The organism is Shewanella sp. MR-4, from assembly GCF_000014685.1.
GTDB lineage: Bacteria > Pseudomonadota > Gammaproteobacteria > Enterobacterales > Shewanellaceae > Shewanella.
Map to the genome: position 1 here is coordinate 1,973,698 of NC_008321.1, position 22,505 is coordinate 1,996,202.

Below are 22,505 nucleotides of genomic sequence, written 5' to 3' on the forward strand. Positions count from 1 at the left end.
TTATTTAATCAAACGGAGTAACTTGTTGATGCGAAAACTCACTTTGGCTACATCCATTGCCACTGTTTTTGTCGGATTCTCGGCTTGGGCTGTCCCCCCTACGATTCAAATCAGCGAGTTACCCACTCTCAAGCAGGAAGCGCAGCATAAAGTGGCGAGTAAGCGAGTGACGGATTTATACACTCGTTCCCACTATCATAGATTTGCATTAGATGATGCGTTTTCTGCTCAGATTTTTGACCGCTACCTGCAGCAACTCGACTACCGTCGTAATGTGCTGACGCAAGCCGATGTCGACAGCTTCAAACCTTATGTTAATCAGTTTGACGATATGCTGAGCTCGGGTGAACTCGAGCCTGCTTATAAGATGTTTGATTTGGTTCAGAAACGTCGCTACGAAGGTTTTGTATACGCACTCTCTCTGCTCGACAAAGAGATGGACTTTACCGTTCCGGGTGATGCCTACGAATACGATAGAGAAGATGTTGCATGGCCAAAAGATCAAGCCGAAATCAACGAATTATGGCGTCAACGTGTTAAATACGATGCGCTGAACCTGAAACTTACTGGCAAGAAATGGCCTGAAATCGTTGATATTCTGCAAAAACGCTACAACAACGCCATTAAACGTCTGACTCAGACCAATAGCGAAGATGTGTTCCAAGCGGTGATGAATGCGTTCTCCCGTAGCATCGAGCCACACACTAGCTATTTATCGCCCCGTAATGCTGAACGTTTCCAAATGGAAATGAACTTAAGCCTCGAGGGGATTGGTGCGCAGTTACAGCTCGAAGACGATTACACTGTGATTAAGAGTTTAATCGCGGGCGGTCCTGCGGCTAGTAGTGAAAAACTGTCGCCTGAAGATAAGATCGTCGGCGTCGGTCAAGAAGGCGGTGAGATTGTTGATGTAATCGGCTGGCGATTGGACGATGTGGTCGATCTGATCAAAGGGCCTAAGGGCAGTAAAGTCGTTCTGCAGATTTTACCTAAGAAGGGCGGCTCTAACGCTAAGCCGTTTAATCTGACCTTAGTGCGCGACAAAATTCGTTTAGAAGACCGTGCCGCGACCTCAAAGATCATCGAGCCAAAAGACGGTGAATACGCCAACCGTAAAGTGGGTGTGATTCAAATTCCTGGTTTCTATATGAACTTATCCCAGGACGTCGAAAAAGAATTAGTGAAGTTAAACGAAGCCAAGGTTGAAGGCGTCGTCATCGATTTACGTGGTAATGGCGGCGGTGCGTTGACCGAAGCCGTGTTACTGACGGGACTCTTTATCGATATGGGCCCTGTGGTGCAAGTACGTGACGCCGATGGTCGAGTGTCTGCCCACCGTGATAACGATGGCAAGACGACCTACGCTGGTCCGTTAACCATTATGGTTGACCGTTACAGTGCATCAGCTTCTGAAATTTTTGCCGCCGCGTTGCAAGATTACGACCGTGCGCTGATTGTCGGTGAGTCAAGCTTTGGTAAAGGCACTGTGCAGCAGCATAAGAGCCTTGGTCGAATCTACGACATGTACGAGAAGCCGATTGGCCACGTGCAGTACACGATTCAAAAGTTCTACCGTATCAACGGTGGCAGCACTCAGCTCAAAGGCGTAACCCCGAACATTGCTTACCCAAGTGCGTTAGAGCCGGGTGAATACGGTGAAGCGGAAGAGAAGAATGCTTTACCTTGGGATAAAGTGCCGATGGCGCAATACGGCACCCTAAACGATATCACCCCTGAGTTGGTGGCGAGTTTAGATAAAAAGCACCTTGCCCGTATTCAGAACAATGTCGAGTTTAACTATATCAATCAAGATATTGCCGACTTTAAAAAGCATCATAAAGAGAAAACAGTCTCCTTAGTTGAAAGTGAGCGCATTGCCTCACGTGAAGCCGATGAGAAGAAAGTCCTCGATAGAACCAACGAGCGTCGTGTTGCCCATGGTTTAGCCGCGGTTAAATCGATGGAAGACATTAAAGACAAAGACGACATTGAAGCACCGGATGCCTTCTTAGACGAAACGGCCTATATCACCTTAGATATGGCGGATGCAAAAAAGCTGGCTAACGCTGGCACTAAATAGGCGGTTATTGCGCCTGTTTACCGTATCTTAAAACGCGCTTATGGCGCGTTTTTCTTATTTAGAACAGTGTTAAAGGGAACGACATGACACAAGCACAAGCAAAATATCTTAAAGATTATCAAGCTCCCCAGTTCACGATCGAAACCATTGATTTAGATTTTAATCTCGATGGTAAAAACACCCTGGTTAAAGCCGTTAGCAAAGTCAAACGCACTTCATCTCACACCAATCCCTTAGTGCTAGATGGTGAAAGTTTGACCTTAGTGAGTGTGGCCATTGATGGACAAGCGGCGACGTATCACGCGAGTGAAGGGCTGTTGTCCATCGAGACATCGCTGAATGAATTTGAGTTGACCATCATCACCCAACTCGATCCCGAGGCTAACTCAAGCCTCGAAGGGCTATATATGTCCGACGGCGCCTACTGTACTCAGTGCGAAGCCGAAGGCTTTAGACGCATCACTTATTTTCTCGACCGCCCCGATGTGTTAGCCAAATACACAGTGCGAATCGAAGCCGATAAGCTGGCGTTTCCGTTCCTGCTTAGCAACGGTAACTTGATTGAGAAAGGCGAGCTCGATGGTGGCCGCCATTACGTGCGCTGGCAGGATCCCTTCCCAAAACCCGCCTATCTGTTTGCTTTAGTCGCTGGCGATTTCGATCTGCTACAGGATGAGTTTATCACCCGCAGTCATCGCAAAGTGGTACTGCAGGTGTTTGTCGATAAAGGTAATTTACACAAAGCACACCATGCGATGGCGTCCCTGAAAAAGTCTATGGCCTGGGATGAATCTCGTTTTGACCTAGAATACGACTTAGATATCTACATGATAGTCGCGGTCGACTTCTTCAATATGGGGGCGATGGAAAACAAAGGCTTAAATATCTTCAACACCAAGTATGTGTTGGCAGATACCTTGACCGCAACCGACGAGGATTACCACGGCATTGAATCTGTGGTCGGCCATGAGTACTTCCATAACTGGACGGGTAACCGCGTGACTTGCCGTGACTGGTTCCAATTAAGCCTCAAGGAAGGCTTGACAGTGTTTCGCGATCAAGAGTTTAGTTCGGATTTAGGTTCGCGTGCTGTGAACCGAATTCACGCGATTAAAGTCATCAAAAACCAGCAGTTTGCTGAAGACTCAGGCCCAATGGCGCATCCGATCCGCCCCGAGTCTGTGATTGAGATGAATAATTTTTATACTGTTACTGTGTATAACAAGGGCGCTGAAGTTATTCGCATGATGCACACCCTGTTGGGTGAAGCCCATTTCCAAGCGGGGATGAAGTTATACTTCAAACGTCACGATGGCCAAGCCGTGACTTGCGATGATTTTGTCGCGGCGATGGAAGATGCCAGTGGAATCGATTTAACGCAATTCCGTCTCTGGTATAGCCAAGCGGGCACGCCAATTGTCACCGCAAGCGACAGTTTTAATGCTGACACAGGGACTTATCAGTTAACCCTCAAACAAACGTTAGCTGGTTGTGCTTCACCCTTGCATATCCCCTTTAGCTTAGAGCTGTTAGATGAGAAAGGGCAGTCACTGGTAAATCAAGTGCTTGATTTTACTCAAGCAGAGCAAGTTTTTACATTTGAAGGCATGCGCCATAAACCCGTGGCATCCTTACTACAGGATTTCTCTGCACCGGTTAAATTACATTATCCCTTTGAAATCGATCAGCTTGTGCATTTGATGCGCTTTGCCTCGAGTGAAGTGGCGCGTTGGGAGGCGTCGGTTACGCTCGTGAGCCAAGCGATTTGGCAAAATGTGGCGCATTTACAGCAACATCACACCATGACCTTAGATGAGAGAGTGAAGGACAGCTTTAAAGGCGCCTTACTCGATGAGCAGTTAGATCAGGCGCTGATGGCGGAAATGTTAGCCATACCATCGGCCTCAGCGTTGATTGAACAAACCGACACGGTCGATTTAGATGCCTTAGCTTTAGCCCGTGAATTTGTGCTCACAGAGCTTGCCGCCTATTGTGAAGATGAATTAACGGCGCTGTATCGCTCATTGGTAAACCGTGATTGCACAAAAGCGCGAGCGCTGAAAAACCAATGTCTTAACTGGTTGAGCCGAGTCAGTAGCGAGGCCGAAAGCTTTGTGGTTGAGCAGTTTGAGAAGGCTGCCAATATGACCGACTCACTCGGCGCATTAAGTGCGGCGAATGTCGGTTCGCTACCTTGCCGCGAACATTTGATGGCAATGTTTGAAGCCCGCTGGCGCGATACGCCGCTGGTGATGGACAAATGGTTCATGCTGCAGGCTACCCATGATGTGGAAGGGGTGATTGATAGCTTGCGTCAATTACAACAACACGCGAGCTTTAGCATGAGCAATCCTAACCGCGTACGTTCACTGATTGGCAGTTTCGCAGCGGGGAATATTTATCAATTCCACCGCGCCGATGGCAAAGGTTATGAGTTTTTAACTGAATGTCTTATCAGCTTAAATAAACTCAACCCGCAGGTTGCGGCGCGTATGGTGACGCCACTCATCCAATTTAGTAAGTTTGATGAGGCGCGCCAAGCCAAGATCAAGGCTTGTTTAACGCGATTGTTGGCACTGCCTGAACTGTCGAAAGATTTATTCGAGAAAGTATCTAAGGCATTAGCACAGTAGCTATGAAGAGGGCAGCATTATGCTGCCCTCATTCTTCCAAGCAGTTATTGAGCAGTTAGAGTCAAATTGAAGGCCATGCACCCTAGTCATACTATTTAACGAGTTAAGTTAAATCTAAGGTATGACGCTTTATACTATTGAATATGATGGCCTTTTGACGAGAGTATTAGAGTGTTACATTGTCCCTGTGGGGTAGGTAATTCAAGGCAATAGCTCGGTTTCTACGACATGCTGTTTGTTGGCCCAACAGCTGTAATTAGCCCGTCGTAAATTCCCACTACCAGCTTATGCAGATTATTTGAGTTTTAATATGGAATTGTATTTTAAGCTAAATCTAAGTTATCGAGAGTTTTTACCTTACTATCAAGGCATTGCCGATAAGGTTGAAGTGCGTGAGCGTCAGGGGCGGATCCTGTGGATTAATGGCCGACATTTTAGGCGTTTTTTAACCGATAACGGTATTCATGGGCAGTTCAAACTGGTGCTCGATGATAAAGGGCAATTTGTGTCGCTGGAGCAGTTAGCCTAATAAATTGTTGATTTTTACTTAGAGTAATTACTTTAAACGGTCGACTAATTACAATCACGGAAATATGATATTTTCTTTGTGATTATGTTAATGAAATATAAAGTTTTTTGCATGGTTTCCCCCACGCTTTTCAATCTTCTGCTTTTCTAATTTAAATCCCATCCCTGTAGTAGATGACATAAATGTGTCTACGTGCTTAATTCTTTAGAAAATTTTCTCTAACTGTGCCTTGCTCATGGGGATTAATTGCTGTAACAATGATGTTACCTGTGAGCTAACAAGATGTTGGTTGTAATTCCAAGAACAAAGAATCCAGCAGGGTACGGAGAGCTAAAATGAAAATTGTTAAAAAAAGTTTTAACAAGTCGGCGCTTGCTTTGGGGGTGGCGTCGGCATTGAGTTTATTGATGGTGTCGAATGTTAATGCGGTTGCGTTCGATTGGGGGGAGATACAAGGGACTTTTGACTCGACTTGGACTGCTGGTGCCAGTTGGCGTGTAGGGGAGCGCGATTGGGATGGACAAATTGGTAAGGTAAACCAGCCACAGTTTGATTGGTCAAACTACACTGCATTTGGCAATACCAAATACACATCTGCTGAGATTTGGGCACAACCAGGTTCTTATTCTAGTAACAACGATTTGAGTAATTTACTTTATTCTCAAGGTGATACTACATCCGAAATCGTTAAAGGATTACACGAGTTATCCCTTAAGTATGAGAACTATGGTCTATTCGTTCGTGGTATGTATTTTTACGATCGTAAGCTAAACGATGGTAACTACGACTACAATGACCCGTTAACAGGGAAAGAATACGATCCTTGCCGCGATAGTAAGGCTTCTGAAGTGCAATGTAAGGACATCCGTCTGCTGGATGCCTTCGTATACGCGAATTTTGATTTAAACGATGGTGCCAACCCGCTTTCTATCCGTGTGGGTAATCAAGTGGTTTCTTGGGGTGAAAGTACGCTGATCGCCCACGGTATTGGTGAAATCAACCCTGTCGATTTGAACATCCTGAACGCGCCTGGCGCGGAACTCAAAGAAGCCTTCCGTCCTCAGGGTATGGTGTGGGCCTCATTGGGGATCACCGAAAACCTATCGGTAGAAGGTTTCTATCAATATGATTGGGAACCCGTTTGGATCCCAACCCCTGGTTCGATTTTTGCGACTAACGATTTCGCCGGTTACGGTGGTTATAACCAGAATGCGCAGTTAGGCTTTAACGCTAACCCTGACATCAATTTAGATTTCTTAACGCAGGAATATCAGAAACTGGCTGGGATGATCGCCAGTGGTCAAACTATTCCTACACAGCAATTGGTAGCGATGGCACTGGCTTATCCCACTAAAGTGACGTTAGTGCAAGATGAGCAAGCACCAAGCAACGGTGGCCAATATGGTATCAAGCTGGGTTATTACGCCCCTGAGTTAGGCGATACCGAGTTTGGTTTCTACTTTATGAACTACCACAGCCGTCGTCCGCTGATCAGCGGTACTGCTGCCGACTTTAGCACTGGCGCACTGTTGTCAGATCTTGCCGTACTGGGTCAAAACGCGGGTGATATTAACCGCGAATTGCTGCTCAGCTTAAAGAGCTTCTCTAAGGCGCAAATTGTTTACCCTGAAGACATTAAACTCTATGGCTTTAGTTTCAACACGTCATTGGGTGATACCTCAGTCGGTGCTGAAATCGCTCACCGTCAAGATGAACCGCTACAAATCGATGACGTAGAACTGCTGTTTGCGGGTATGCCACAACAGTTAGCCAACGCGGGTATTCGCCCCGATTTCGATGGCATTTCTCAAATTGATGGCGTACAACCTGGCGAAACCGTTGACGGTTTTATTCGCCTCGATACCACTCAAGCGCAAGTCACTTTCACTCACTTATTCGGTCCTACCTTGGGATTGGATAACCTGACGATGTTGGCCGAAGTCGGTGGGGTATGGATCCACGATATGCCAGGTTTTGATGAACTGCGTCTTAATGGCCCAGGTACCGCACGTTCGGGCGGTAATCCCGATATGCCAGGCATCATCCAAGCGCTGCATAATGGTCCAGAAACCAACCCATTCCCAACGGATTTTGCTTGGGGATACCGTCTGGTGGCTAAAGCGGACTTTAACAACTTGTTTGCGGGCGTGAACATGTCTCCTCGGTTGATTTTCTCACACGATGTAGACGGTATTACGCCTGATCCTATGTTCCTCTTTACCGAAGGACGTAAGTCAGTGGCCTTAGGTGTGAATTTTGAATACCAAAACCGTTGGGGCGCAGACTTATCCTACAACAACTTCTTTGGCGGTGTAGGAACAACCAACGCGATGTCAGATCGTGATTATATTTCTTTCAATATCAAGTATTCGATCTAAAGGATTATAACAATGAAGAAACTGTCGATATTGGCAAGTGCCGTGATGATGGCCCTTGTAGCACCTGTAGCGATGGCAAAGGTATCTGAAGCCGACGCCGCTAAATTAGGTAACGAATTAACGCCATTAGGCGCAGAAAAAGCCGGCAATGCCGATGGCTCTATTCCCGCTTGGGATGGCGGTATTACTAAGCCAGTTGCAGGATATACCAAGGGAATGCATCACCCCGATCCTTTCCCTGAGGATAAAATTGAATTCACTATTACCAATGCGAACAAAGCCCAATACAAGGATTTCTTGACCCCGGGTCAAATGAAACTGTTTGAGCTTTACCCAGATACTTACAAGATGAATGTGTACAAAACGCGCCGCAGCGCATCAGTGCCACAATTTGTCTATGATGCGACAAAAGCCAACGCCACTCGCGCTGAATTAGTTGCACAGGGTAATGGTATAGCGGGCGCATCGATTGGTATTCCATTCCCTATCCCTGCCAATGGTTTAGAAGCGATTTGGAACCATATCCTGCGCTTCCGTGGTGTGGATGTGGAGACCTCACGTAGCCAAGCGGCGCCAACGGCCGATGGCAGCTACACCTTAGTGGAAACTGCTGAGGAAATTCGTTTCGAGTATTCTCGCCCTGAAATCACCCTTGATCAGTTAAAGGCCAGCAACACGCTGTTCTACTTTAAACAAGTGGTGACTCAGCCTGCTCGTTTGGCTGGTACTGCGCTGTTAGTAAAAGAAACCATGGACCAAGAGGCGCTGCCACGCCAAGCATGGACCTATAACACAGGTCAGCGCCGCGTACGTAAAGCACCAAACGTTGCCTTTGATACACCGGGTACCGTATCCGATGGTCTGCGCACCACAGACGATTTCGATATGTTTAACGGTTCACCCGTGCGTTATAACTGGGAGCTTGTGGGCAAGAAGGAAATCTATATTCCTTACAACGACTACAAATTGCACTCAGATAAGCTGAAATATGACCAGATTTTAAAACCCGGTCATATCAATCCTGAGTTTGTCCGTTGGGAAAAACACCGCGTATGGGAAGTGAAGGCGACCTTGAAAGACGGTATGCGTCACATCTACAAAACGCGTGTGATGTATCTTGACGAAGACTCATGGCAAGTATCGATTGCCGATCTGTATGACAACCGTGATGAACTCTACCGTGTGGCAGTTGCCCACGGCTTGAACTACTACGAAGTCCCCACACAGTGGGATACCTTAGAAGTGTTCCACGATCTGCAGTCCCGTCGTTATTTGGCCATGGGCTTAGACAACCAGAGTGGAATGTATAACTTCGATGCCAAGTTGAGTGAAGCGAACTTCACCCCAGACGCGCTGCGTCGCGAAGGTATCCGTTAATCAGCCACGGTATAAAGGGGCGCTAAGCGCCCCTCATTAGTTAAGGAAGTTTGTATGTCGTTTCGCATCCTTCAATGCGCCGCTGCAATCAGTGTTGGTTGTTTATTTTCTTCCCCTTCATTTTCTGCGGTGTCTGAGACTTTCCCGCAAATTCAGCCCTTAGCGGCATCTTCTTTAGTGTTAGATATTGCCCATGCTGGGCAGCGTTTGGTCGCCGTGGGCGAGCGTGGGCATGTGCTCGTGCTGAATGACACCTGGCAACAAGTGCCTACACCAACCTCGGCGCAGCTGACAAAAGTGTTCTTTTTAAATGAAAAACTCGGTTGGGCAGTGGGGCACGATGCCACTATTTTGCACACCCAAGATGGCGGCCAGACATGGTCGTTACAAATACAGTCGAGCGAAATTGAAAAACCCTTCCTCGATGTGCTGTTTCTCAATGAGCAGGACGGCATGGCCATTGGGGCTTATGGACTGTTTTATCGAACCCATGATGGCGGCAAGACCTGGGCGGAAGAATTCCACGAAGAGTTGCTGGCCGAAGAAGACGTGTCCTATTTGGCTGAGTTAAAGAATAGCGACCAAGCCGCTTATTTGACCGAGCGCGCCTCGTTACTGCCGCATTTTAATCGGATGATCGTGCTCAATGATGGTCGTTTGTTATTAGTCGGAGAGCTTGGGCTTGTGGCGGTGTCGGCCGATAAAGGCCAAAGCTTTACCCGTACGGGGTTTGATTACGACGGCTCTATGTTCAATGCCATTCAATTGCAGGATGCGGTCTATGTAATGGGACTGAGGGGCCATGTGTTTAAAGCAGATTTGAGCCTTAGCCAATGGGATGAGATTGAAATGCCTGTGCAATCATCCATCAATGGCGCCTTGGTGAACTCAGATACAAGCTTGTACCTTGTGGGGAATGCCGGCGTTGTTATCCAGCTAAATCAGGATGATAGTGCGAGTATTGTCACTCGTCGCCAGGGGGAAAACTTAGTTTCGATTGCCAAAGATAACCAAGGGAATGTGTGGTTATCGGGTAGCCAAGGGCTACTCACACTGAAGCCATAAATGATAAAACAACAATAACAGGGCCGATAAGATGTTAGAAAAACTGGTCAACGGATTTGAGTCATTTTTATTCCGCAACCGTGCTTGGGTGGTGAGCATTTTTATTTTGCTGACGGTTTTTTTGGGATACCAAGCTAGCCAATTAAAAATGGATGCGGCATTCATTAAAAATATTCCGCTTAATCATAGCTATATGCAAACCTACCTCAAACACCAAAAAGATTTTGGTGGGGCGAATAGCATTATGGTGGCGGTGGAAGATACCAGCGGCAATATTTTTAACCCTAATTTTTTCGACACACTTAAAAATGTTCACGATCAGCTGTTTTTTATACCCGGTGTTGACCGCTCACAGGTGAAATCCTTATTTTCACCTTCGACCCGTTTTACCGAAGTCGTGGAAGATGGTTTCGCGGGCGGCCCTGTGATCCCCGCTGATTTTACGACCACCGAAGCGGGTTTGAATACGGTGCGCGATAACATTGAAAAAGCAGGCATTGTGGGGCGCTTGATCGCCAACGATTATAGTGCCGCTATGGTGTCGGCTCAGTTGATGGACTTTGATCCACAAACGGGTAAGCCCTTAGATACCATCGCCTTTGCCGCTCAGCTGGAGAAGGAACTTCGCGGTAAGTATGAAACCGATAAGGTGAAAATCCATATTATCGGTTTTGCTAAGATGGCGGGTGATGTGGCCGATGGCGCCAAAGGCGTATTGCTGTTCTTCGTGATTGCCATTTTGATCACTGCGGTAATGGTCTATCTGTTTTCAAAGTCACTTATCCTGACCTTATTGCCATTAGTTTGTAGCTTAACGGCGGTGATTTGGCAGCTGGGTTTACTGACGGTCATCGGTTTTGGCTTAGATCCTATGTCAATTCTGGTGCCGTTCCTCGTCTTTGCCATTGGAGTGAGTCACGGGGTGCAGATGATCAACGCGGTCAGACGCCGCGTGATGGACGGACAAACCACTAAGGCGGCTTCGGCTTCTGCGTTTCGCAGTTTATTGGTGCCAGGTGGGGTAGCGCTGCTCTCTGATACGGTTGGTTTTATCACACTGTTATCCATTGATATTGGTATTATTCGTGAGCTGGCCATTTCGGCCTCACTCGGCGTGGGCGTGATTATTTTCACTAACCTTATCCTCCTGCCTTTAGTCATTTCTTTCACTGAACTCAAGGTTGCGCCACAGGGTGCACCGACCTCAGAGGAAGTCCGCGCCGAGGCAATTTGGCGTTACCTTGCCAAATTTGCCACGCCTAAATACGCGATAGTGGTGATTGCGGCAACAGTCATCTTGTATTTTGCGGGTCTGCAACAGGCGAATCAGATGAAAATTGGTGATCTGCAGGGCGGGGCGCCAGCTTTACACCAAGATTCACGCTACAACCTGGACACCTTTTTTATTACGGACCACTTTTCTATCACCACGGATGTGATGACTGTGATTGTGGAAGCGAGCCCTGAGGCTTGTACTTACCACGATATGCTGACGCAAATTGATGAGTTTGAATGGTTAGTACGTAATACCCCTGGCGTTGAATCGACGGTTAGCTTGGCCTCAGTGGCCAAAAAAGTGAACGCGGGCTTTAACGAAGGCAATCCAAGATGGGAAGTGTTGCCGCGCACAACCGCAAGTTTAGTGCAGGCCATCGGCCAAATTCCAACCACCTCTGGTTTGTTGAATGGTGATTGTTCTGTGATGCCTGTGTATCTGTTTATGAAAGATCACAAGGCAGAAACCATAGAGACTGTGGTCGCTAAGGTGAAAGCGGTCGCGGCCAAAATGGATAATGACAAGCTGCAATTTAAGCTGGCGTCTGGCCCTGTTGGGGTGATGGCGGCAACCAACGAAGCGGTAGCTGAAGCCCAGTTGCCTATGATGATTTATGTGTATGGCGCGGTATTTGTGCTTTGCCTTATCAGCTTTAAGTCATTAAAAGCGACAGTCGCGGTGATTATTCCGCTCTATGTGGTCTCTACACTAGCACAGGCGCTGATGACTCAACTTAATATTGGCTTAGCAGTCAGTACCTTACCCGTTATTGCCCTAGGGGTAGGTATTGGGGTTGACTATGGTATTTATATCCTATCGACCATGTCGGCTAAGCTTTCGAATGGTATGCCAGTACAGCAAGCTTATTATGAAGCATTAGTCGAGCGGGGCAGTGCGGTGATTTTCACTGGTTTGACCCTGGCGATTGGTGTGAGCACTTGGTTTTTCTCTGCGCTCAAGTTCCAAATGGACATGGGAATTCTGCTCACCTTCATGTTTGTGGTAAATATGTTGGGCGCCATAATTATCCTGCCAGCACTGGCAGCGGTATTCTGGCGGCAGGCTAAGTAGTTACAAACAATGGGGAGTTTTTGACTCCCCATTGCCTTTGAATATAAACGCTGTTTTTTTGATTTTTTGCTCACCTGTTACCACATCTTTACGCTCTGGCTGGATTTACAGAGGATGTACCACTAAAATTTTCCTCGAAATACAGAGGATTTAGTAATAAACTTCGCGCGACGATCTGGATCACACTAATTTTCTGAGATCGTTAAGCCGAAGCATCCAAATAATGAAAAAAAGCGCTGCCATAGACGCTTAAGGAAACAGCAACATGGCCTTGAAAGATGCAATGCCTTCAGTACTACTTGAAAATGTAGTCAGTTTAATTCACGCTAAAGTCCCTAATTCACAAGCCAAGCAAGTTGAACAGTTCGCGACCTGCCTTTATGCCCACATGTCGAAAGACGACCTCAATGCGCGTAACGACAGCGACCTGTATGGTGCGGTCCTCAGTTTATGGAATGCACTAAACAAAACCCCGAAAGGGGAGACTCACCTCAGAGTATTCAATCCAAGTCAGTCAAAGCACGGCTGGCAATCTACCCATTCGATCATTGAAGTTATCCAACCTGACATGCCATTCCTGGTAGATTCAGTTGGTATGGCATTGAATCGTATGGGTATTACGGCTCACATGATGTTACACACTCCGCTGGCGATTGAGCGTTCAGCCCAGGACGTAACCAAAGTCACTTATCTGAATCAAAGCCCTGAAAGCACTGAACACGTTGCCGTTTTCCTGATTGAAATCGACCGTCAAAGCAGCAGTGTAGATATCAAAGCCCTTGAGCGCGAAATCCAATCTGTGCTGGGTGATGTGGCCGCGTCAGTCAACGACTGGAGCGCGATGTCAGCTAAGCTGAGTGAGACCATTAAAGAATTACCTAAGCGTCCATTCCCCGGTGAGAAGCAAGAGTTAGAAGAAGCGATTAACTTCCTAACTTATCTTAATAATCATCATTTTACCTTACTGGGCTACCGCCAATACGATTTAAAACGTGTTGAAGGCGACGTTGAGCTAGTGCCGAATATGGCCTCTAGCTTAGGCTTAATGAACAAGCACCATAAGACTCAGCCAGAGCAAGGTTTGTTATTATCAAGCTTCTCTGACAGTGCTCGTAAAGAAGCCTTAGACGACAGCCTACTGATCCTAACTAAGAGCAGCGCCAAGAGCCGTGTGCATCGTCCAGCCTATGTTGACTATATTGGTATCAAACGCTTCGACAAGAAAGGCAACGTGGTCGGTGAAGATAGATTTATCGGTTTGTACGCTTCAAATGTGTATAACCGCAGCCCACGTGAAATTCCGCTGCTGAACGAAAAAGTCCAGCGCGTATTAGACCGTTCAGGTTTAACCCCACGTTCTCACGACTATAAAGCCTTGCTGAACATTCTCGAAAACCTACCGCGTGATGAGCTAATCCAAGCCAATGTGGATGATTTAGCACACACGGCGCACGGTGTGCTCGAGATGCAAGACAGGGACAAACTGAAACTCTTTGTTCGCAAAGATGGTTTCGGTCGTTTCTTATCCTGTTTAGTGTACGTTTCAAAAGATCGTTACAACACTAAACTTCGCCAAGATACCCAGCGTATTCTGGCTCAGCATTTCAACAGCAAAGAAGATGTAGAGTTTACGACATATTTCTCCGAGTCAACCCTGGCCCGTACTCACTACATTGTCAAAGTTGATAACAATAATATGGATGTAGATGTGGCTGCCATAGAGAATAACTTAATTGAAGCGGCACGTTCTTGGGAAGATAAGTTAAGCACCGCGCTAAACAATGCCTTAGGCGAAGAAGCCGGTACTCATCTGATGAAGCGTTACGCTAACGCCTTCGAACAGAGCTATAAAGAAGACGTATTACCAAGCTCAGCGGTTGTTGATATGCAACAGCTCGAAGCCTTGGATGACGATCACAAGTTAGGCATGTTGTTCTATCAACCGCAGGAAGCTGCGTTGAACGACAACAAAGTGCGTTTAAAACTGTTCCATAAAGATGAGCCAATCCATCTTTCTGACGTACTGCCGATGTTGGAAAACTTTGGTCTGCGCGTGATCAACGAGCGCCCCTATGAAGTGACGACCTCAGACGGTTCTACCTTCTGGATCCTAGACTTCTTAATGACGGTTAAAGTCACTAATACCGACAATATCGCCGATAGCCAAGACAGATTCCAAACTGCACTCTCTCAAGTGTGGCAAAAGAAATTAGAAGATGACGGTTTTAACCGCATCATTCTGGCGTCAGGTTTAACTGGCCGTGAAGTGTCAGTGCTGCGTGCTTACGCTAAGTACATGCGTCAAATCGATGCGACATTCAGCCAAGCTTACATCGAAGAAACCTTCGGCCGTTACCCACAAATCGCCGATTTGTTGGTGAAAATGTTTATCCGTAAGTTCAATCCAAAACTGAAGACCCGTACTCTGGGCAAGTTTATGGAGCAGATCAACCTACGTTTAGACGAAGTATCGAGCCTAGATGATGACCGTATTATCCGTCGTTACCTCGATCTGATTAACGCCACGCTGCGTACTAACTTCTACCAACTGGATGCCAAAGGCGAATCTAAGAGTTATATCTCGTTTAAATTCATGCCTTCGTTAATTCCTGAAATGCCGCGTCCGCTGCCGAAATTCGAAATTTTCGTTTATTCGCCACGGGTTGAAGGTGTGCATTTACGCTACGGTAAAGTGGCTCGTGGTGGTCTGCGTTGGTCTGACCGTCGTGAAGACTTCCGTACCGAAGTGCTTGGCTTAGTAAAAGCACAACAAGTGAAGAACACCGTAATTGTACCTGTGGGCGCAAAAGGTGGTTTCGTTTGTAAACAACTGCCTACTGAAGGTGGCCGCGAAGCCTTCTTCACCGAAGGTCAAGAATGTTACCGCATCTTTATCCGTGCGCTGCTCGATATCACAGATAACATCGTTAACGGTGAAATCGTTCACCCGGTAGATGTGGTTCGTCACGATGAAGATGATCCATATTTAGTGGTCGCGGCAGACAAAGGGACTGCAACCTTCTCTGATATCGCTAACGCCATTTCTCAAGAATACAACTTCTGGTTAGGCGATGCGTTCGCGTCGGGTGGTAGTAACGGTTACGACCATAAGAAAATGGGTATCACGGCCAGAGGTGGTTGGGAGTCGGTTAAACGTCACTTCCGCGAAGTGGGTATCGATTGTCAAACCACAGACTTTACCTGTTTAGGTATTGGTGACATGGCGGGTGATGTATTCGGTAACGGTATGTTGTTGTCTAAGCACACAAAACTTGTGGCTGCGTTCAACCACATGCATATCTTTATCGACCCGAATCCAGATACTGCTGCCAGCTATGAAGAACGTGCCCGTTTATTCGCGCTGCCACGTTCAACCTGGGAAGACTACAACAGCAAGCTGATTTCTAAGGGCGGCGGTATCTTCCTGCGCTCATCTAAGTCGATTCCATTATCTGCTGAAATGAAGCAAATGCTGGAAACGGAAAAGACGTCGATGACACCGACTGAGCTGATGAAAGAACTGCTGAAAATGCCAGTAGATCTGATTTGGAACGGTGGTATTGGTACTTACGTTAAGTCATCACGCGAAACCCATGCAGAAGTGGGCGACCGCGCTAACGATGCACTGCGTGTCAATGGTCGCGAACTGCGCGCCAAGATCGTGGGCGAGGGTGGTAACTTAGGTTGTACTCAGTTAGGTCGTATCGAATATGCGGCCAATGGCGGCCGTATCAACACTGACTTCGTGGATAACGTGGGTGGTGTAGACTGTTCTGACAACGAAGTGAACATCAAAATTCTATTAAACGCGTTAGTGGCTGAGGGTGAACTGACACTCAAGCAACGTAACCGTTTACTGGAAGAGATGACTGAAGAAGTCGGCCAAATCGTACTGCAGGATTGTAAAGATCAAACCCGTACGATTTCGGTCACCCAAGTCCGCGGTGCTGAGCAGTTAAAAGAGCAAATTCGCTTTATCCAGTATCTGGAAAAAGAAGGCAAGTTAGACCGCGCCTTAGAATTCTTACCTTCGGAAGAAGAGCTGGCAGAACGTTTAGCTAATGGCCGCGCCTTAACACGTCCTGAGCTATCGGTACTGGTGGCGTACGCTAAGATGGTACTGAAAGAGCAGTTACTGACTCAAGAAATCACCGAAGACACACTGCTGAGCCAACTGCTAATTGCATACTTCCCGAAAAAACTTCAGGAACTGTACAGTCACAGAATGGTGACGCATCCACTGCGCGGTGAAATCATTGCAACGTCACTGGCCAACGAGTTGGTCAATGATATGGGTCTGAACTTTGTTCAACGTATGCAAGATGAGACTGGTGCCTCAGTTGCCGACGCAGCAATTTGTTACACTATGGCTCGCGAAGTGTTTGGTTTAGCTGAATTAACTAAAGCGATCACTGACTTAAACGGTATTGTACCTGCTGTGGTTCAGGGCGAAATGCTGCATCAGTTACGTCGCAATATGCGCCGTGCCTGCCGCTGGTTCCTGCGTCACCGCAACCGTACTTGGAGCATCGAGCAAACTGTTGCCTTCTTCAAACCTGTATTTGAACAAATCAAAGCCAATGTTCATTCCTACTTGGTAGAAGAAGAAGCGGCGGGTATCCAAGCTGAGATCAACGCTCTTGTTAAAGAGAATGTTCCTCAGGATGTGGCGACCGTCGTTGCAAACATGAGCACACTGTTCTCGGCTCTGGATATCGCGCAAATTGCGCAAGCCGAAGAGAAAACAGTCGAGCTTGTTGCCGAGACATATTTCAAACTCGGTGCTCGCGTTGAGCTGCACTGGTTCCTAGAGCAGATCAGTGCACAGCCTGTGGCAAACCATTGGCAAGCACTGGCTCGTGCAGCCTTTAGGGAAGAGTTGGATTGGCAACAACGTGCGTTGACGTCAGTGGTCTTAAGAACCTGTAGTGCAACCTGTGACGCCCAGAGCGTTATTTCTCAGTGGATTGATACCAATCAAGCCTTACTGGAAAGATGGTTCCATATGCTGGCTGATTTCAAAACGTCGCAAAGCCATGAGTTTGCTAAGTTCTCTGTCGCCCTACGTGAACTTAACCTTCTGATCCTTCATTGCGAAGGCCAAAAGTAAACTTTTATAACAATCAGAAGCCCTGGCGATCGCCGGGGCTTTTTTTAGGTCGAGGAAAATACATGTTTTATAAAATCGCACAGAAAGTCATGTTTCAGATGGATCCTGAGCGAGCGCATAATTTAGCCATTGGCAGCCTGAAAATGACAGGTAATAGTCCATTGAATGCGTTTTATGCCCAGAATATTGCGCCAGCGCCCGTCAGCTTTATGGGACTGACTTTTCCAAACCCTGTCGGCCTTGCCGCAGGTATGGATAAAGATGGCGAATCGATCGATGCCTTTCATGCGATGGGATTTGGTCATGTGGAAGTGGGGACTGTGACCCCAAGACCACAACCCGGTAATGATTTACCCCGTTTGTTTAGATTAAAACCCGCAAAGGCGATCATCAATCGCATGGGCTTTAATAACAAAGGTGTCGATAATCTGGTCAAAAATTTGATCGCAAAGAAAACCGATATCATGGTTGGGGTCAATATTGGTAAAAATAAAGACACGCCAGTAGAGCAGGGCAAAGACGATTATTTGATCTGCATGGACAAAGTCTATCCCTATGCAGCCTATATTGCGGTGAATATTTCATCACCGAATACACCAGGATTACGATCGCTGCAATATGGCGATCTATTAGACGAATTATTAAGCGCATTAAAAACTAAGCAACTTGAGTTGGCCGAGAAACATAAAAAATATGTGCCAATTGCCCTTAAAATTGCGCCTGATTTAACCACGGAAGAAATCGAAAATATTGCTCAATCCTTGATTAAAAACAAGTTTGATGGCGCGATTGCGACTAACACTACCTTAACCCGTGACGGTGTGAGTGGCCTTGCGAATGCCAATGAAAGCGGTGGGTTAAGTGGTAAACCATTGACTGAGCTTTCAACTAAAGTGATCAAACAATTAGCTACTTGTTTAAATGGTCAGATCCCGATTATTGGAGTAGGTGGTATTAATAGCGCCGAAGATGCCTTAGCAAAATTTGATGCGGGCGCGACTATGGTGCAAATTTACTCAGGTTTTATTTACCAAGGTCCAAAGTTAATTAAAGAAATTGTTGAAGCTTACCGTTTAAAATAATGATCTTTAGATCTCAATAGGGATCTAAATTACGATCATTTATCTTAGCTGCGATCTAAAACGATCAATAGATCGCAGTTAAGATCCTTAAATAGATCTACTAAGTAATTGTTAACTAATCTGTATTTTTATATTTTTATTTTGATATTGAATAAAATATCTACTATGATGTGCCAGTGTTCAAATAGTAGGTAAACGTTATGTTATTATTGCCACAAAAGGATTGGCACTGGAAATATAACGATTCGTACGGTGTATTAGGCGTTTCGTTAGGTTCCGAGATAGAATTTCTGACGGCTTATAAAGCAAAATCATTAATTCCTGATGCCTTATCAAGCATGGAATTTAATATTGCGCACGCCAAATTCTATATGAGCTTGCTCGACAAGTTGCCGAAAACCTTATCCCTTACCGATGCCGCCATAGTGCAAATCGCCTTAAATGCGACAGCCGCGCATTTTATGCTGACACCGCAAATGCCTAAATCATGGTTTTTTGATTGCAGCGATGTATGCGTATTTAGCGATGTGGGTAAAGTCTTTGAGCTTAAATGCCAAAAACAACGGGCTTTAGTCTTAGTCATCGAAAACACCCTACAATCCGCGTTGGTGATGTTATTATCGCCAGAATGTGTGTTATCAGGCGCTAAAACCATGACGCAATTTGAAACTATTAAGGTGATGCACAATCGCTTGCACCCATTAAGGGTACAGCGCCATGTCGTCGCAGCCTAAATGACGGTCTAGCCAAGTCTTGGCCGTCATTATTTATTTCGAGCTATTGCTAACATAGCCTGGTATTTTTTCATTCTTTCCGCACAGTTTTCCCTCATCTCATTCTATTCATTTACCCTATCAAATCGACATGATTTACTGAAAGGTCAATTTAGAATATCTACAGCATTATACTTCCTCGTTAATTCAAATCGAAGGCTTTAGTGATACTCGTCGTCCCGACGTTTTGAACCCAAGAAATATGGTAAATATAGATATGAGCACTTTAGACTCACTCTCCATTTATCTTAGAAATAGTCTTAATAAACTATTGGGCTTGAGGATAAACTATAAGCTTGGGTTGGGCGATTCATTCGATTGGTAAAACTGAAGATAAGTCGGCCAGTTGAATATATCTTCAAATTTCATTGTCGGTACTTTAGTGAATAAAGGGCTTTGTTTACCTATATCGCTAAGGAAACAAAGCCCTGTCAATTTCAGTGACGACTTAATGCACTATTTTAATGTGCTATTGCTCAGTAAATGGGCGGCCATAGTAGCTGTCGAGCAGTAGTTGTTTTAACTCACTGATCAAAGGATAGCGAGGGTTGGCGCCAGTGCATTGGTCATCGAAGGCATCCTCGGCGAGCTCGTCTAGTTTGGCGAGGAAGTCGGCTTCGTTAACTCCCGCTTCTTGGATAGATGCTGGAATGCCCAGCGTCTTCTTGAGTTGCTCGATTTTTTCCAGCAATTTCTCGACTTTTTCCGCATCTGAACTTCCACCTAAGGCTAAATGATCGGCAATGGCCGCGTAACGACACAGGGCTTTAGGCCTGTCGTATTGGCTGAATGCGGCTTGCTTAGTGGGTAAATCGGTCGCATTAAAGCGGATCACGTTACTGATGAGTAGCGCATTGGCAAGTCCATGGGCTAAATGAAACTCGGCGCCCAGTTTATGGGCCATAGAGTGACAGATCCCAAGGAAGGCGTTGGCAAAGGCGATACCGGCTATGGTCGCACCATTATGCACTTTTTCTCGGGCGATAGGGGATGCGGCGCCAAGCTGATAAGCATCGGGTAAATATTTGCACAGTAGGTTGAGTGCTTGCAGAGCTTGACCATCGCTGTACTCATTCGCCATCACACTGACATAGGCTTCGAGCGCGTGGGTGATCGCATCGATCCCGCCGAAAGCGGTTAAGGATTTTGGCATATCCATCACCAGATTCGGGTCAACAATCGCCATATTAGGGGTGAGTTGATAGTCGGCGATGGGGTATTTTTTACCGGTTTGTTCATCGGTTACTACGGCAAACGGTGTGACCTCTGAGCCTGTGCCTGATGTGGTGGGGATCGCCACCATAGTGGCTTTGACGCCCATTTTAGGGAATTTATAGATACGTTTACGGATATCCATAAAACGCAGGGCTAAATCGGCAAAGTCGACATCGGGATGCTCGTACATCACCCAAATAATCTTGGCCGCATCCATGGGCGAGCCACCGCCTAAGGCAATAATCACATCGGGTTTAAAGCTATTGGCCACTTTGGCACCTTGTCGCACTGTGGCCAGTGTGGGGTCGGCTTCCACTTCGTAAAACACTTCGGTTTCAAGACCTTGGGCTTTTAAAATCTTTAAGGTTTCGTCGCAATAACCTTGGTTAAACAGGAATCTGTCGGTCACTATGAGGGCGCGTTTTTTATCGCTCAATTCTTCAAGCGCAATAGGTAAGCTGCCGCGGCGGAAGTAGATAGATGAAGGAAGCTTGTGCCACAGCATGTTTTCAGCCCTCTTAGCGACGGTTTTCTTATTAATTAAATGACTTGGGCCGACGTTTTCGGAAATCGAGTTTCCGCCCCAAGAACCGCAACCTAAGGTGAGCGAGGGAGCGAGTTTAAAGTTGTACAGATCGCCAATTCCGCCTTGTGAAGCTGGAGTGTTGATTAGAATTCGCGCGGTTTTCATTCTAAAACCAAAGGTTTTCACCCGCTCGGTTTGGGTGTCTTGGTCGGTATATAAGCCTGATGTGTGGCCAATACCGCCTAAGGCAACTAAGGCTTCTGCCTTATCGACGGCGTCATTGAAATCGGCGGCGCGGTACATGCCAAGTAATGGGGATAGTTTTTCGTGGGCAAAGGCTTCCGCCTCTGTGATATCGGTGACCTCACCAATTAAGACCTTGGTGGTGTGGGGGACATCAATGCCCGCCATTTGCGCTATGGTCGCGGCGCTTTGGCCGACGATATCGGCATTTAAGCCGCCATTTTTAAGGATGACTTGTTGCATTGCCGCGGTTTGTGCCGCATTTAAGAGATAACCGCCATGGGTGGCAAAGCGTTCTTTAACTTGTTCGTAGATACTATCGACCACAATCACCGCTTGCTCTGAGGCACAGACGACGCCGTTATCGAAGGTTTTAGACATCAAAATCGAGCTGACCGCACGTTTTATGTCGGCGGTTTCATCGATAACAATCGGTGTGTTACCCGCACCCACGCCAATGGCAGGTTTGCCGGAGGAGTAGGCGGCTTTCACCATACCTGGGCCACCTGTGGCGAGGATAAGGTTCACTTTAGCATGGGTCATCAATTGATTGGAAAGTGCCACACTGGGCTCATCAATCCAACCGATAATGTCCTTGGGCGCACCGGCGGCAATTGCGGCATCTAGCACCAATTTAGCCGCAGTGGTGGTTGAGACTTTCGCCCTTGGGTGAGGGGAAAAAATAATCGCATTACGGGTTTTAAGACTGATTAATGCTTTGAAGATGGCGGTGGAGGTGGGATTTGTGGTGGGGACAATCCCACAGATAATGCCCACGGGCTCGGCGATAGTGATAGTGCCGAAGGTGGGGTCCTCGGATAAAATTCCGCAGGTCTTTTCATCTTTGTACTTGTTGTAAATGTACTCGGAGGCAAAGTGGTTTTTAATCACTTTGTCTTCAATCACCCCCATTCGGGTTTCGGCGGCGGCCATTTTCGCAAGTGATATGCGTGCATCGGCGGCGGCCAGTGCGGCGGCGCGGAAAATGGCATCGACTTGAGCTTGGCTAAAACTGGCATACTCGGCTTGCGCTTTGGCGACGCGCTCGACCATGAGATCCAGTTCTTGAGCATTAGTTACTGTCATGATTAAGACTCCTAAAAAGATTTAGGGAATGCGCGATTCGCTAAATCTTCTTTATGGTGAA

Annotated in this window: 11 protein-coding genes; 10 read left to right on the plus strand and 1 reads right to left on the minus strand. The window is 46.7% G+C overall.

Features of this window, described 5'->3' with window-relative positions; all coding sequences use genetic code 11:
* Positions 1 to 28: 28 nt before the first annotated feature.
* The 10 genes from prc (at position 29) to SHEWMR4_RS08890 (ending at position 19,335) form a co-directional block, all read left to right on the plus strand.
* Positions 29 to 2,080 (plus strand): carboxy terminal-processing peptidase, encoded by a 2,052-nt coding sequence (gene prc / locus SHEWMR4_RS08845; RefSeq protein WP_011622449.1) that lies wholly within the window; start codon positions 29 to 31, stop codon positions 2,078 to 2,080.
* An 83-nt stretch (positions 2,081 to 2,163) separates the two neighbouring features.
* Complete coding sequence (gene pepN / locus SHEWMR4_RS08850) at positions 2,164 to 4,713, plus strand: aminopeptidase N (protein WP_011622450.1); 2,550 nt, start codon at positions 2,164 to 2,166, stop codon at positions 4,711 to 4,713.
* Between the two features lie 310 nt (positions 4,714 to 5,023).
* The gene (locus SHEWMR4_RS08855) at positions 5,024 to 5,242 is read left to right on the plus strand and encodes a DUF2835 domain-containing protein (protein WP_011622451.1); all 219 of its coding nucleotides are present in this window, start codon (positions 5,024 to 5,026) and stop codon (positions 5,240 to 5,242) included.
* Positions 5,243 to 5,577: 335 nt separating this feature from the next.
* Positions 5,578 to 7,620, plus strand: coding sequence for a DUF1302 domain-containing protein (locus tag SHEWMR4_RS08860; RefSeq protein WP_011622452.1), 2,043 nt, complete (start codon positions 5,578 to 5,580; stop codon positions 7,618 to 7,620).
* Between the two features lie 12 nt (positions 7,621 to 7,632).
* Positions 7,633 to 8,997, plus strand: a complete 1,365-nt coding sequence (locus SHEWMR4_RS08865) for a DUF1329 domain-containing protein (protein WP_011622453.1) — start codon at positions 7,633 to 7,635, stop codon at positions 8,995 to 8,997.
* Between the two features lie 54 nt (positions 8,998 to 9,051).
* Positions 9,052 to 10,062 carry a WD40/YVTN/BNR-like repeat-containing protein gene (locus SHEWMR4_RS08870; protein WP_011622454.1) on the plus strand — a complete coding sequence of 337 codons (1,011 nt, stop codon included), beginning with the start codon at positions 9,052 to 9,054 and terminating at the stop codon, positions 10,060 to 10,062.
* A gap of 31 nt (positions 10,063 to 10,093) precedes the next feature.
* Positions 10,094 to 12,409: an efflux RND transporter permease subunit gene (locus SHEWMR4_RS08875; RefSeq protein WP_011622455.1), complete on the plus strand. Its 2,316-nt coding sequence runs from the start codon at positions 10,094 to 10,096 to the stop codon at positions 12,407 to 12,409.
* A gap of 265 nt (positions 12,410 to 12,674) precedes the next feature.
* On the plus strand, positions 12,675 to 17,519 hold the full coding sequence (locus tag SHEWMR4_RS08880; protein WP_011622456.1) for an NAD-glutamate dehydrogenase: 4,845 nt from the start codon (positions 12,675 to 12,677) through the stop codon (positions 17,517 to 17,519).
* Positions 17,520 to 17,581: 62 nt separating this feature from the next.
* Positions 17,582 to 18,601, plus strand: coding sequence for a quinone-dependent dihydroorotate dehydrogenase (gene pyrD, locus SHEWMR4_RS08885; protein WP_011622457.1), 1,020 nt, complete (start codon positions 17,582 to 17,584; stop codon positions 18,599 to 18,601).
* 200 nt (positions 18,602 to 18,801) lie between these two features.
* Positions 18,802 to 19,335, plus strand: coding sequence for a cell division protein ZapC (locus tag SHEWMR4_RS08890; protein WP_011622458.1), 534 nt, complete (start codon positions 18,802 to 18,804; stop codon positions 19,333 to 19,335).
* 508 nt (positions 19,336 to 19,843) lie between these two features.
* Here SHEWMR4_RS08890 and adhE read toward each other — a convergent pair.
* Positions 19,844 to 22,444 (minus strand): bifunctional acetaldehyde-CoA/alcohol dehydrogenase, encoded by a 2,601-nt coding sequence (adhE, locus tag SHEWMR4_RS08895; RefSeq protein WP_011622459.1) that lies wholly within the window; start codon positions 22,442 to 22,444, stop codon positions 19,844 to 19,846.
* Between the last annotated feature and the right edge of the window lie 61 nt (positions 22,445 to 22,505).